Origin of the sequence: Paenibacillus sp. PvR133, from assembly GCF_017833155.1 — a bacterium.
Classification (GTDB): Bacteria; Bacillota; Bacilli; order Paenibacillales; family Paenibacillaceae; genus Paenibacillus; species Paenibacillus polymyxa_B.
On sequence record NZ_JAFIBS010000001.1, the window covers coordinates 1,830,529 to 1,844,345 of the forward strand.

Sequence of the window (13,817 nt, forward strand, 5' to 3'; positions counted from 1 at the left end):
TGAAATTAGTCTCTTTTGGTGTGAACTGTGACGTTCTTGTGAACCGCAGATGGCGCCGAAGGAGGCTATTTTTTTTGCATACATCGCGAAACGTTAATGAAACGACAGAATCTTGGGTAATAATGCATGATGAGTTTACAACAAGACAAAAGTAGAGCTAAAAGCCAGATAATATGTAAAAAAACAGCTAGAAGGAGATGAGAGCCGATGGAAGAGCGGAAAGAGCAGTTATTTTATACAGGAACTTATGCGTCTCGTCAGGAAAGAGGAATATATGTATGTGCTTTGCGTGTGACCAATGGTGATCTGCGCATTGTTGGAGGTGTGGAAGGAATGGAGAGGCCTTCTTTTCTCGCTCTACACCCGGATGGGACGAAGCTGTATGCTGCCAGTGAAACAGAAGGAGGCGAGCTGTATGCGTATCAGGTGAATGCCCAGACGGGGGAATTACATCCTTTGGATCGAAAAGGGACGGAGGGAGCGCATACTTGCTATGTTTCCGTAACAACCGATGGACGATATGTGCTGGCTTCTAACTATTCAGGCGGCAATGCCGTTGTGTTCCCTGCGACGGAAGCAGGAGGATTAGGAGACATGTCGGGACAAGTTCAGCATACCGGCTCAGGTATTCGCCAGGACCGCCAGGATGCGGCACATCCGCATTCGATTATTCCAGATCCTTCAGGACAGTATGCCATGGTATGTGATCTGGGACTGGACCAGATTGTGGTATACCGTTTGACAGAGGATGGAAAACTGGTGACCCATCGTGAGACAGATTTGCCACCCGGTTCTGGACCGCGTCATCTGGTTTTTCATCCTTCGCGTCCATATGCTTTTGTCGCCAATGAGTTGAACAATACAGTCGCTGTGTTTAGTTATAACGAACGTAATGGTGAGCTTACATTGCTGCAAAGCCTGTCCACACTGCCAGAAGGCATTATAGATGTAGAAAATACAGCAGCCGATATTCGGATTACGCCCTGTGGACGCTTTTTGTATGTGTCAAACCGCGGCCATGATAGCATCGTGCTATACCATGTCGATCTGGACAGCGGCAAGCTGAAGGTGGTTGAATGGGTGGAAACCTTCGGCAGCACACCGCGTAACTTCAACATCTTGTCCGGTTATCTGGTAGTAGCGAATCAGGATGGAAACAACATCGTATCTTTTGCCATCCATAGTGAGGATGGACGGCTGACCCGAACGGGATATGTGCTGGAGGTTCCTTCACCTGTATGTATTGAACCTGTTCGCTAATCGGATAGCATGTGGCAAAAGAGTACGATATAAGTGGATGAAAAATAAAACACGGCGCTTTGTTTCCCATGAAAGGCATGGGCAAAACGCCGTGTTCAGGTCTTGAAGTGGTCTAAAAGCTACTTACTGCTATCGCCAGCTTCTACCGCTACTGTTTTGGCATGATTTTCTGTATGTTTGTAGTACAAACGGAACAGGATGTCCTGATTGTAGTTACCGAATCCGGTACCGAACAGGGTAACCCCTCCAACATGCTGGGCATCATCCAATATGGCAATGCGGAATTTCCATTGCTTCTGATCAATTAGCACTTGGCTTAAAGTCACGTCGGATATCTGTTTGCCATCCATAAAGGTGCCTTCAGAGGTAACGCGAAGTCTTTTAAGGAGACCATATTGATTAATAAAATCAGGCCACCATGCAGGTGTGTATTTACCACGGTTATCCCCGAAATCCCCTGGACTGGTCCATGTACCCAAATTCACATCATTTAGGAAAAAAGTGATATCTGAAGGCCAATTATCATTGGTAAAAGGGGCCTCGGATGATAGTTCCATCGAAATTTCCAGTTCCTCAGCTTTTTGGCTGGACAGTAGGAAATTCGGCACCTTATAATCCATATAACCTTGGCTGAACCATAGAATTTTTGAATTGAAGCGCTCAGGGTCCAAGAATGAACGAGGCTCATCGAATTCACCAATGATCTTTTCGACGGTAGCCAGTCCGCAGGTCGCCTGTATTTCAAAATCTGTAAAGTGTCCGACAGAAATCTCCGTCTGATGGAATTGTCGTACATCCTGCTGGTAGCGTGGCATGGCGATTTCAATTTTGTCTGTAGCCAGTGAGCACACTTTCTGTACCCCGCCTCGTCCAGGCAGCATTTTGGTCGAAATAATGGACGCTCTCTCCAGTTTCTTGACATGCATCGTCATAATCGCACTGCTGAGCCCCAACGCTTCCGCCAGCTCACGTATATTCATAGGCTTCTCCGCAAGCAGAACAATCATGTTTAGCCGAACCTCACTGGCCAGCGCTTCATAAACGGGAAGTGATTTTTCAGAAATGTCCAGTTGCATAGTTCCTCCAATTCTAACGCACATCATAAATTGATGGTAGTTTAACATATATGGATTTTTTTCAATAATCATACATAAAAAACGATATGATTTACATTTATATAAACAATATACCCTTTCCTTGATCACTGGCACAAGCCTAACCCCACAAAAAGCCGGAAATTGTTCAAAAAACAGGACACCCCATGAACTCTTTCTTTGTTGTTGGGATGTCCTGTGATGGTATGTGATTTGCAGGGTGGATACGGGGTAGAGTCATGTGCCATTGGTGTTTAGGACCGGATATGTTCTTCTGCCAAAGAAGAGTCAGCCGTTTTATCTTTATCTGCTGCGTGTACATCCTGATGTTGAGAAGCATCTGCCTTGATCAAGCCGGGGTGCCCAACATAAGGACGATCACTGCGCGAGCGGCCTCGGGTAAGTCGGAAGCCAATCAAGAACAGCACAAGCTGCACAGCCAGTATGTAGGGAGACGCTTCCGGTCCGATCCATTGAAACAGAGCGACAGCGGCGATCACCATGCACAACAGGCTTGTTGGAAAATGGGATGCCGTCACGTCCAGATCATTTTGCCTGCGCAGGGTCATCAGCCGGTATACATACAGTAGGGCGATCAGGCCGGAAACGAACCTCATCCATGCATACCCTATGAGCCATGAGGCAGATTGTGCAGTGTCGGGCAGACTAACATCGACATGGCTGGAGGCTATCAGTTCCACAACCAGCCTTGAGACCAACCAGACGATTCCTGCCAGTGCTAACGGACCAGCTGCTGGACGCAATAGCTTCCACAATGCTGTTCCCCAGCCCGGAGCATGAGATTCCAGCAGAACCAGACGCCGTTCCTCGATGAGTTTGTTCATTTCACGCTCCAGTGATTTGAGAAGCAATTCTCTGCGGAACGTATCACATTCCCGAAGGGATGCTTGAACCTGCTCTTGAAGGTGAGGGGTCAAATAGGGAGCAGCTTTGGTTTCCTGAAGAGCGTGGATGAGTCCGTTCTGGTACTGCTTTTCGCTGTTATTGAACCCATTCTGGGTAGCGGTTTGGAGACAACCAGCTAATCGTCCATAGATACGCAGCGATTCCTGTAATTCTTCCAGCCGCTGCTGACGCGAATTTCGAAGCTGGGCTGCACTGTGAACATACAGCCATACCAGCAAAGATAACGCCAGCAGGAAGGCAATCAGACCGGGTGAGATATATGCGACTAACGCCGCGAAGTCCGTCGGGGACACCCGCAATCCCTCCTTCCATTGTTCTTTCTACACTATTGCACAGACTACACAGGCATTTCAAGGGCTTGTATACCTTTGACCAGGATATATGAAGTATTTTTTGGTAAAATAGACAAGATACAAGCAGGAGGGTAGATTCGGTATGGATAAAAATATAAAAATTGCAACAGAACATCATAAGACATCGAATCGATATCTTGCACGGGTTTAAGCTGGAGATAAAACGGATAAATAACAGTAAGTAAATTATAGACAGGAAGAAGGCATATTTATATGAAAGTTATTATTTTTGGAGCAACTGGAACCATTGGTCAAGCGTTAGTAAAGGAAGCAATCAAGCGCAAGTATGAAGTGACAGCAGCGGTCCGCGACCCCCAACGTGTGACGGAGCGAAGTGAATACTTGACGGTGGTTCAAGCAGATATTCTAAATCCGAATTCTGTTACGGAAGTGGCCAAAGGGCACGATGCTATCATTAGCGCGTACGGTCCCAAGTTTGGAGAAGAGGAAGAACTGCTCGAAGCGACTCGTTCTTTGCTGGAAGGAACCCGGCGTTCCGGCGCGGAACGCATACTTGTCGTTGGTGGAGCGGGAAGTCTGAAAACAGAAAACGGTGAACGCCTCATGGATACCGCCGAGTTTCCGGAGGAAGTGAAGCCGCTGGCGGCTGCCCATGCAGATGCACTGGAGCTGTACCGCGCTGCGGATGTAGATTGGACCTATTGTAGTCCTGCCGGGATGATTGAATCGGGAAAACGTACAGGACAGTTCCGTATTGGTTTGGATCATTTGGTGGTTGACGAATTAGGCCATAGCCGTATCTCGGTCGAAGATTATGCGGTAGCCCTGATTGATGAGTTAGTAGAAGGGGAATTTGTCAATTCCCGTTTTACAGTCGGGTATTAATAAGCAGGGATAGCCATATGGGAGGCGAAAAGCATGTATATGGTGACCGCCGAAGAAATGCGGCAATTGGATCGGTACACAATTGACAGGCTGGGTATCCCGGCCCTTACGTTGATGGAAAATGCCGGGTGCGCGGTAGCTGACGAGGTATTGAAGCTACGTGCCGAGAGAAGTGGGAAGAGCAATGGCGGCTTCTCAGTAGGCACTTCTGATCTAACACGTGGGATTGAGCGTGCTGAAGTGTTAGGGCCGCAGTGGGCAGAAGAGGTTACACACACAGGGCCGGGGGATATACCGGGACATGGCGGTGTTATACGGACAGAGTCGTGGAGTCAAGGAGGACATGACTTACGGGAACGAGAACACTGGTATATCCTCGTAGGTAAAGGCAACAACGGTGGTGACGGACTGGTAGTAGCCCGCCATCTAACGGATGCAGGGCTGCGCGTCACCGTTGTGTACGTCGAGCCGCCAGAAACGCTGCGTGGTGAAGCGGCTGCGCAGCGCGACATCATCGCGGCTCTGGGTATCCCGGTGATCCTCTATGGCCGGGATACCCTCGACCTGCGCGGCGCCTCCGGCATCGTCGATGCCCTGCTGGGCACGGGCACGCAAGGCCCGCCGCGCGAACCCTACGCCTCGCTGATCCGCGAGGCCAATGCCAGCGGCGTGCCGCTCGTGTCGGTAGACGTGCCTAGCGGCCTCGACGCCGACACAGGTACGCTGCACGAGCCGTGCATTCGTGCGCGCGTCACCGTATGCCTCGCCTACTTGAAGCGTGGGCTCGTCCAATATCCGGGCGCCGGGACTGCAGGCGATGTGGTGGTACGCTACATCGGTATTCCACCCGGCCTTGCACGTGAGTGTGGCGTGCAGCTGCGGCTCTTGACCCGTGACACGCTGCGCGCTGCACTGGATGTGGATGTAAGCCGCAGCCGCGTGCCGGACGGGCACAAGGGCACCTACGGCCATGTTCTCGTCGCGGCCGGAAGCCTGCGCATGAGCGGCGCGGGCTTGCTGGCCGCACGTGCCGCTCTGCGCATCGGCAGCGGCCTTGTCACGTGGGCGGTGCCCGAGGCGTTGTTGCCGCGCGTCATTGGCGCCGCGCCGGAACTGATGCTCGCTGCCGCAGCAGTAGGCGGAGACGGCGAATGGAATGCCGACTCCGCAGACGAGCTGCTACAGCTCGCGCAGGCACGTGATGTGCTGGCCGTCGGCCCCGGACTCGGCCGCTTTGCAGGGGACACCGGCTGGCTGCGCCGCCTGTGGGAAGAATACGGCGGTCCGCTCGTGCTTGATGCGGACGCCTTGAACATCCTCGCCTCGGCGGGGCCTGAGCTGGAGGCTTGGAAGCCGAGAAGTGCGGCGGTCGTACTAACGCCGCACCCCGGTGAAATGGCTCGTCTGCTGGGCATACCGACAGCAGAGGTGCAGCGTGACCGCATCACCCATGCCCGGGAGTACGCCCGAACACGTGGGGTCACGCTGGTGCTCAAAGGAGCGCGCACTGTCATCGCTTGTCCCGACGGAACAGCCTACGTCAATACCACAGGCCATGCTGGGATGGCGACAGGCGGTGCGGGCGATGTGCTGACAGGCATCATCGCAGGTTTGCTGGCCCAGGGTCTGAATGCTGCGCAGGCAGCAGCCTTTGGCGTGTATCTGCATGGTGCGGCTGGAGAAACAGCCGCACGTCATCGCCAGCATCCTGCCTCTGTGATAGCTGGCGACATTATTGAAGCCCTATAGGCCATAGCAGCAGTGGCAGGAGGAAGGCCAGCATGATCTGTAATCCATATTCACGGTTCAGCCAGTACCTTCCTCCATAATACAGGAGTGTAATCCCTGCACCTGCTATGCCGTTGCTCCATGAAATGCCCGTTCCGGCAGGCGACATCAAAGAACCTAGCAGGAGAAAGACACTGAATCCTGCAGCGAGGTATAGGGTGAGCTGCTCGGGCTTACGAAGCCAGGGTAAAAGATCGCGTAGCGCATCAGCGGCAAGAGCGGCAGGAAGGGCAAAACCATAGGCCCACAGCTGCGCGGTCAGTTCACCACTATTGCCTGCTATAGTCAGAGGAATTCCTGTTATTTCCTCTGTCAGATAGCAGTAGACCCATAAGAGACCAAAAACCAATCCTCCACAGGCCAGTTTATTCAGCGCATAACAACCAAGCTCCATCCGCCAAGGCATTTTGGAATTAAATTCATTCCAAGGCTGTCTCATGTTGCGACTCCTCCTCTTATCACACTCGGTATTCATAACCAATCAAGGAATTTATTTTCAATTACAATCCGCTTACCGTTTACGACAATTCAGTTTACGTTAGCTGTGTATCATGTTCCTAAGCAAAATAAAGATTGCGGATAGCCGCGGTACGGAAAGGCGGGGATTGCATGATACAGGCGGTTATTTTTAATCTCGAAAGTACATTGTTAGACCCCGGAGGACGAGGCTTAACCCAGGGAATGCGTGACATTTTCAGATGGAAAGGTATACAGGTAACTGAAGAACAGGTATCTCATGGGCGAGGAATGCCGATCCGGGATCATATTGCGAATGTGCTGGGACTTTCAGAGGTTCGGAAAAAATGGCTGGAGTGCTTTGGTGCGCATCCTGGCAGAGCGGATATTGAGCATATTTATCTTGAGCTTGTCCCTGTTCTCCGTTCCTTGATCCAAGGGGCTGAGCCTGCTATCGGTATAGACAGGGCGCTGCAGGAGTTGCAGGATCGTCGCATTCAGTCAGGCGCCACTGCATTCTGTCCGATGGAAATGCTCAGTCACAAGTTTACGCCTGCACAGTCACCCTATACGTTGGATTGTATGGTAGCCCCTTGTGAAGTTTCGCAGGGGAGGCCTTATCCGTGGATGATCTATGAAATTGCACATCGCTTGCAGGTATTCCCACTTAGCGATATTGTGAAAGTAGGAGATACAGTAGCCGATATGCAAGAGGGACGGAACGCCGGTGTATGGACGATTGGTGTGTTGAACCATAACGAAAGCGTGACGACCGCAGCTCAAACGACCAGCCATGAAGCGGACGACAGAGTGGCTGAGGAACGGCGCAGACAGAGTGTATATGGCTTGAAAAGGGCAGGAGCCCACATCGTGATGAACTCGGTCGCTGACTTGCCGCGTATTTTGCGTGAAATCGAAATGCTCCAGCATACGGGAGGCTATCCTTCTTATACGAAACAGGTGAAAACAGCCGCGCTACCTCCATCATAAGAACGGGTATGAGTCTGGAGTGCTTGAATACACACTTCTAGGTTATATGTATGCACCTACTCGGATAAAGGTGAACTCTGCTTGGCTTTCAAAACATAAAAATGGAGCACTCGCTACGTTTGCGAATGCTCCATTTTAGTTTACTCCTTTTTGTCTGTTGAACTGAAGAATTTATGCGATCTGAATAACTTGAACACCCCAGGCTAATCCTGCGCCGAAGCCAGCCAGGACAACAATATCACCAGCTTGAATTCGCTGCTGTTCCATAGCTTCCGCGAGCGCAATGGGAATAGAAGCAGCTGACGTATTTCCGTATTTTTCGATATTTATAAAGAACTTATCCAGTGGAATTTTCAACTTAACTGCCGCATGTTCAATGATTCGGATATTGGCCTGATGCGGAATGATCAAAGCAATATCATCTATGCTTAATCTTAATTCCTCCATAACTTTAGTCAGCATAGATTCCAGAATGCGCACCCCAAACTTGAAAACCTCTCGTCCATGCATTGTAATAGGCCCTGTGACGGGGGAGATCAGCATGTCTGCTCCACGTTCTTCCGAGCCAAGCAAGGAAAAAGACGAGAAAGCACCGGGATGAGATTGAAGGACAACAGCACCTGCTCCATCTCCAAATAAAACGGAGGTATTACGGTCCTGCCAATCTACGATTTTGGAGAACTTGTCTGCTCCAATCACCAGGACGTTGTGGTATGCACCCGCCTTCATCATGTCACTGCTGATCGAGAGGGCATATACAAAACCGGAGCAGGCTGCCGATAAGTCGAATGCAGGTGCGCGGCTTCCTAGCTTTTGCTTGACCAACATGGCCGTGGAAGGGAAAGCATAGTCAGGGGTGGACGTTGCCACTACAATAAGATCCACATCTTCCGATGATAATTGAGCACGGTGTAAAGCATGAGTTGCAGCCAGGACGGCAAGATCAGAGGTTTCTGCGGATGCTTCTGCGATATATCGCTGACGGATACCTGTTCGCTGAGTGATCCATTCATCGGATGTATCCAGAGATGCGGCTAATTCCAAATTGGTGAATAGTGATGCCGGTACATAGAATCCTGCACCCGTAATAGTAATGCCGTTGGGCTTGAGAGCTGATTGCATGAACGTTTCCCTCCAATAAAATAATCACACAAAAGACCATAAAGACCAAAAAAACCAAAAAACGATATGGATAAAAATATAACACAAGCCAATTAAAAAGGAAATATGTAAAAGAGCAGCCCGCTGTGTGAGAATCAATAATCATTATGAGGCTTGCTTATATGGGTATTCAGTGCTAATATTTAGACACAAAAAACCCAAAAACGAATTCATAGAGAATTACACAGGGAGGTTACAACGCTATCGTGTCACTTACTAAACGCCGACTGCAATTTTTGCATACATTAGTGGAACTGTACCAAAAAACAAAACTACCTATTCATTATGAGGCCTTGGCTAAATCATTAGGGGTTAGTAAGTGGACGGCCTATGACATGCTGAAAGAAATTGAAAAGCTCGGGTTTATTACGCGCAGCTATGAGGTGAATACCAAGGTAACCGGACGTTCACAGGTTGTATTTGTACCTACAGATAAAGCTTCGGATTTGTTCAACCAGTCCCGGAATGAATTAGTGGATCTGGTGGATTGGAAAAAAACCGTCGAGAATATCTCGGGACTGCTCAAGGATTTGAACAATACAGGTCCCAATGAGGCGGTCCGAAAAATTTGGGCTGAAATTCCTGAAGCCAGTGTCAGAATCAATTTTTGCGCCTATATTATAGGGCTGCTTTTGATGTACTTGAAGAAGCTGGGAGGTAAAAGAGGTCCCTGGATTCAGCGGATTGTCCTTACAGCGCTAAGCAAGGAAATGGGCATGACCATGTTTGTTGGCACTGTGTTGGGTATGGCCTTACAAACGATGAACGATGAACTAGGCCTTGAAATTACGGAGCTGGTTTCCCGTTTTCTGCAATCCATTTCGGATCTTTCTGACGAGGAAAAAGGGTTGCTTTCCGATTTTCTAAGCGAGGCTTTTCATTTTTGAATATAACAGGAATGAGTCATTTGTGAGGAGAGGAAGCTGGCCTCCTTACGTTTAGTTTTTGGGTCTTTTGTGTGTTTGGACGCATGCAGTAAATACATGTAAAGGGGTTGCGTATATGCCGAAGGTAGGATTGGTTTTGGGTGGGGGAGCAGTCAGAGGACTTGCTCATTTGGGGGTACTGAGAGCGTTCGAAAGACACGGGATTCAGGTCGATTGTATCGTCGGTACGAGTATGGGCGGCATTGTTGGCGGACTTTATGCGGCGGGTGTTCCTACGGATGCTCTATTGGATTGTATTAAAAAGACACCTAAATACCGCCTGTTGGATATCGGCATACGCCATCGTGGTTTAATTGGTGGTAACAGCATGAATACGGTGGTGAATGAGCTACTGCAGCAGTATGGACAGCATACGCAGAAGATTGAGGATCTTCTTATCCGTTTTGAAGCTGTTTCTGTCGATTTACTGGAAGGCAAGCAATTCATTTTTGAACAAGGTGATTTGGTGACAGCACTGCGGGCTACGATGGCGTTTCCTGGCTTATTCGCTCCTGTGATGCATGAAGGCAAGATGCTGGTCGACGGAGGGGTATTAAACAATTTGCCTGTAGAAGAGATGAGTCGGGAAGCAGATTGTTTAGTAATTGCTGTTGATGTGGCACGGGGACATGAAAAGAAGCCGCCGCGAAATATGGTGGAAGTTGTATACCGCTCTTACAGCTTGATGACCGCCGAACGAAAGCATAATAGTCTCCGGCTAGCAGACGTTGTTATTCGCCCTGAAGTCGGACATATTGCGGCGTTTGATTTTACAAAATGGCCTGAATGCGTCGAGGCTGGCGAGGAAGCGGCTGAATGCATCATGGATGAACTGAAGCCGCAAATAGCCAATCATGGGCAATCAGCACAGATGCATGTTTAGTATGTAAAGAAAAGAAGTGCCTCTTAGTCGACACGCACGCATAGATCATCTGCCACTGATCCGCTCCAGACACATCTTGTATTCATCTGTTGAAAACGCAAATGACCCGTAAAAGAAACGCTTTTTCAAAGGTTCATCTTACGAGTCACAATTCATCATGCATGGGTAATCCCTTTTTTACTATTCAGCGTTTTTCACCCGGAACTGGTCAGCATGTCGCTGCAGATTGTTTGATAGTGTGGTCAGATTGCGGGCTACTTCGGATAGTTCTTTTACCGCTAGGGCCTGCTTCTGAGCGCTTGCTGATACATCTTCTGTCATTCCGGCAGTCTGCTGTGCCGCGCTGGCTGTGTGATTTAAATGTTGATCTACGCTGTGACGTACCTCTTGCATCTCTGCCGTCAATTGAGCCAGATGTGCAGCTAACTCCTGAACTTCCTGTGAAACCTGGGTGACTTTGTCAACAGACTGTAGACATACCGAAATTTGTACTTCTTGTTCATTGACGGTCTTTATGTTTTCATCAAATTGATCACCCATTTGCTCAATTTGCTCAACAAAGCTTCTTAAGATTTCATCGATTTCACGAATCGATATGGCGGATTGCTGGGCAAGTTGTCCCATTTCATGAGCGACCACAGAAAAACCCTTGCCAGCTTCGCCTGCACGTGAGGCTTCAATAGAGGCATTAAAGGACAAAATCTGCGTCTGCTTTACGATGCCCTGTACCTGCTGACCGATGTTAGCCGCCTCGCGGGATTTTTCGGTTAACGCGTGTGACATGCGCTGCATCTGCTTGATACGCAAGGCGCTTTCTCGTCCTTTCTCTAATAACAGTTCATGCTCACTAGCTACCTGATTACGAACCTCATTGAGATGATGGGCCGTATCCGTAAATTGTTGCACATGGCTTCCGACTTCATCCAGCGTTTGTCCTAATCGATCAGATTGTTGAACCGATTCCACCGCTTGATCCGCTTGGTTAATAGAGACATCGGCAATTTGCTGGAGTGTACGGGACAGTTCCTCAGTCTGGTGGAGTGTTCCTTCCGTTGTCACGACGATATTCTCCGATGCGTGCTGGAGTGTGCTTGAACTGCTTTGAATATCCACAATCATATTCGACATGGCTTCCACCATTTTGTTCGTCAATTTGCTGATTTCGCCTAACTGATCATATGTTACTTGCGACGATGTAACCGTAAGGTTGCCGTCGGCTACTTGCTCCAGTGTATTTTTAATAAATCTCACCTGACGCAGTATCCGTCGGGTTACCAGCATCATAGCCGCAATTGAGATGATCAGAATGATGGAGATAACAGGGATAACTAATCGGTAGGCCTCGGGCAAGGTATGTTCGTATACTTCAGTCACAGAGGACAGGGATCTGTCGATTCCCAAATATCCAATGATGGTTCCATCGGTATCCTTAATGGGAGTAAAGGAGGAAAACATCGTCCCCCACTCAGGGTCCGTTGTAATATCTGTAGTTACCGTTTCCCCTTGTTTTAATTTCTCTTCCGTTTCTTTAAGGGTAAAACTTACAGGAGTTCCGAATGGACTGTAGTCTTTGTCGTCCCATGCGGCTCCATCCACTGTAATTTTCCACTCATTTCCAACCCGGTTGTACATATAGATGTACAGGATTCCAGTTTGCAACCTGAGCGTATTTAACTCGTTCCGAAGCTGCTTATACTCGCTGCTTTGCTCAGATGAATTAGTGTTTAAGCTCTTGACTGCGGACTTGTCCAGTAACTGGGCCGTGTTCTTTGCCAGCGTTTCATTGTTTAGCTGCATGGTTGATAGAGAAGCATTTTGGATAGATTGATTGGTCGTCCACAGAACAATAACGCCAATCACTATTAAAGGAATGAGCAAGATGAAGTAGAGTTTGGATTGTAATCCCATTCTTTTTTTAACGCTGCTTTTCATAATATGCTCCTTACTATATTTTTTTCACCTTCATATATATCGTGTACAAATAGGAAAATATGAATAGTAATTCAGATGTTTCATGATTTTTTTTGCGTATTTGCGTAAATTCTCATGAAAAAAGCCTTAGCCCGGTAAGTACCGAGTTAAGGCTGTATCTTATGACTTACAAATCGTCAAATCCGTTGTCATCTCCGACCTTGCCATAATTGCGTGATTTTGCTTCAAAAAAGTCCGTTTTTGTCGCATTCAGCGCTTCGTCTGAGAATGGTTTAATCCAAGGCATACAGTTTACATCTACGCCTTCGTATGCTTTGTCCATACCAAGCAATCTCAGGCGCATATTTGCCATGTATTTGATATAATCGCTCAGCTCGTTCAAGTCGATGCCGCGAACCTCTTTGAGCGTATAATGCGCCCAATTCGTTTCCAGCTCCACAGCGCGGTTAATCATACGATAGACATAGTCCGTATTTTCCTTGGTGTTCAGCTCAGGGAAATCGGACAATAGCTGCTTGAACACTTCGGCAAAGAAGTAGCAATGCTGATTTTCATCACGCTGAATATACGAGATCATTTGGCTGGTTGCCATCATTTTCTGATCACGGGCCAAATTGTAGAAGAAAGCAAATGTGCTGTAAAAGAAAATGCCCTCCAAAATCAAATCGGCTACCATCGCTTGGAAAAAGGTTTGCGGGTTCTGCTCATCGCGGAACTCCTGGTAAATATCCGAGATGAATGTGTTACGCTCCAGCAGGACAGGATCGTTTTTCCAGTATTCAAAAATTTCCTTCTGTTCCTGATCTGACACCAAAGAAGACAGAACGTAGGAGTAGGACTGGTTATGCACCACTTCCTGCTGCCCGATAATCGCCGAAATAGCTTCCAGCGAGGAATCGGTAAAATAGCGTTTTACATCCCCGACAAACATCGTTTGCATGGAATCCAGCACAGCCAGCAGGCCGATGTTAATTTTGAAGGTTCGCTGTTCTTCGGCATCCAGCACAGGGAACTGGGACGCGTCCTTGGACATCGGAATTTCATCTGGAATCCAGTGGTTCAGCAGCAGCACTTTATACAGTTTGTACATATGCGGCATCCGAATATCGTTCCAATTCAAAATACCGGAGCTTTCGCCTTCAATAATACGGGTAGAGCGATTTGGCGCTTCCGTGTTAAAAATCTTCTGTAACTGCATGAG

General features: G+C 48.5%; 12 protein-coding genes. 6 read left to right on the plus strand and 6 right to left on the minus strand.

Annotated features, from left to right (window positions below; all coding sequences use genetic code 11):
• Positions 1-207 precede the first annotated feature (207 nt).
• Positions 208-1,260 carry a lactonase family protein gene (locus JOE49_RS08145; RefSeq protein ID WP_071559405.1) on the plus strand — a complete coding sequence of 351 codons (1,053 nt, stop codon included), beginning with the start codon at positions 208-210 and terminating at the stop codon, positions 1,258-1,260.
• 119 nt (positions 1,261-1,379) lie between these two features.
• Here JOE49_RS08145 and JOE49_RS08150 read toward each other — a convergent pair whose 3' ends face one another.
• Positions 1,380-2,336 (minus strand): ArsR/SmtB family transcription factor, encoded by a 957-nt coding sequence (locus JOE49_RS08150; RefSeq protein WP_023986743.1) that lies wholly within the window; start codon positions 2,334-2,336, stop codon positions 1,380-1,382.
• Positions 2,337-2,608: 272 nt separating this feature from the next.
• Positions 2,609-3,574 (minus strand): hypothetical protein, encoded by a 966-nt coding sequence (locus JOE49_RS08155; RefSeq protein WP_209940874.1) that lies wholly within the window; start codon positions 3,572-3,574, stop codon positions 2,609-2,611.
• A 273-nt stretch (positions 3,575-3,847) separates the two neighbouring features.
• Here JOE49_RS08155 and JOE49_RS08160 point away from each other — a divergent pair, with 273 nt between their 5' ends.
• Positions 3,848-4,480, plus strand: a complete 633-nt coding sequence (locus JOE49_RS08160) for an NAD(P)-dependent oxidoreductase (RefSeq protein ID WP_023986745.1) — start codon at positions 3,848-3,850, stop codon at positions 4,478-4,480.
• Positions 4,481-4,513: 33 nt separating this feature from the next.
• On the plus strand, positions 4,514-6,229 hold the full coding sequence (locus JOE49_RS08165; protein WP_209940875.1) for an NAD(P)H-hydrate dehydratase: 1,716 nt from the start codon (positions 4,514-4,516) through the stop codon (positions 6,227-6,229).
• Here JOE49_RS08165 and JOE49_RS08170 read toward each other — a convergent pair.
• Complete coding sequence (locus JOE49_RS08170) at positions 6,213-6,707, minus strand: hypothetical protein (RefSeq protein ID WP_023986747.1); 495 nt, start codon at positions 6,705-6,707, stop codon at positions 6,213-6,215. The genes JOE49_RS08165 and JOE49_RS08170 overlap by 17 nt on opposite strands.
• Positions 6,708-6,877: 170 nt before the next feature.
• On the opposite strand from JOE49_RS08170, the gene JOE49_RS08175 reads away from it, so the two are divergent.
• Positions 6,878-7,714: an HAD hydrolase-like protein gene (locus tag JOE49_RS08175; RefSeq protein ID WP_209940876.1), complete on the plus strand. Its 837-nt coding sequence runs from the start codon at positions 6,878-6,880 to the stop codon at positions 7,712-7,714.
• Between the two features lie 171 nt (positions 7,715-7,885).
• On the opposite strand, the gene JOE49_RS08180 is transcribed toward JOE49_RS08175, so the two are convergent.
• Positions 7,886-8,836, minus strand: coding sequence for a beta-ketoacyl-ACP synthase III (locus JOE49_RS08180; RefSeq protein WP_071559402.1), 951 nt, complete (start codon positions 8,834-8,836; stop codon positions 7,886-7,888).
• Between the two features lie 245 nt (positions 8,837-9,081).
• On the opposite strand from JOE49_RS08180, the gene JOE49_RS08185 reads away from it, so the two are divergent.
• Together JOE49_RS08185 and JOE49_RS08190 are read left to right on the plus strand one after the other, a co-directional pair.
• Complete coding sequence (locus tag JOE49_RS08185; RefSeq protein WP_209940877.1) at positions 9,082-9,762, plus strand: LexA family transcriptional regulator; 681 nt, start codon at positions 9,082-9,084, stop codon at positions 9,760-9,762.
• Between the two features lie 115 nt (positions 9,763-9,877).
• Positions 9,878-10,684, plus strand: coding sequence for a patatin-like phospholipase family protein (locus JOE49_RS08190; protein WP_025723693.1), 807 nt, complete (start codon positions 9,878-9,880; stop codon positions 10,682-10,684).
• Between the two features lie 180 nt (positions 10,685-10,864).
• On the opposite strand, the gene JOE49_RS08195 is transcribed toward JOE49_RS08190, so the two are convergent.
• Complete coding sequence (locus JOE49_RS08195; protein WP_023986749.1) at positions 10,865-12,616, minus strand: methyl-accepting chemotaxis protein; 1,752 nt, start codon at positions 12,614-12,616, stop codon at positions 10,865-10,867.
• Positions 12,617-12,782: 166 nt separating this feature from the next.
• Entirely contained in the window at positions 12,783-13,814 is a 1,032-nt protein-coding gene (locus JOE49_RS08200) for a ribonucleotide-diphosphate reductase subunit beta (protein WP_023986750.1), read from the minus strand.
• Positions 13,815-13,817 lie beyond the last annotated feature (3 nt).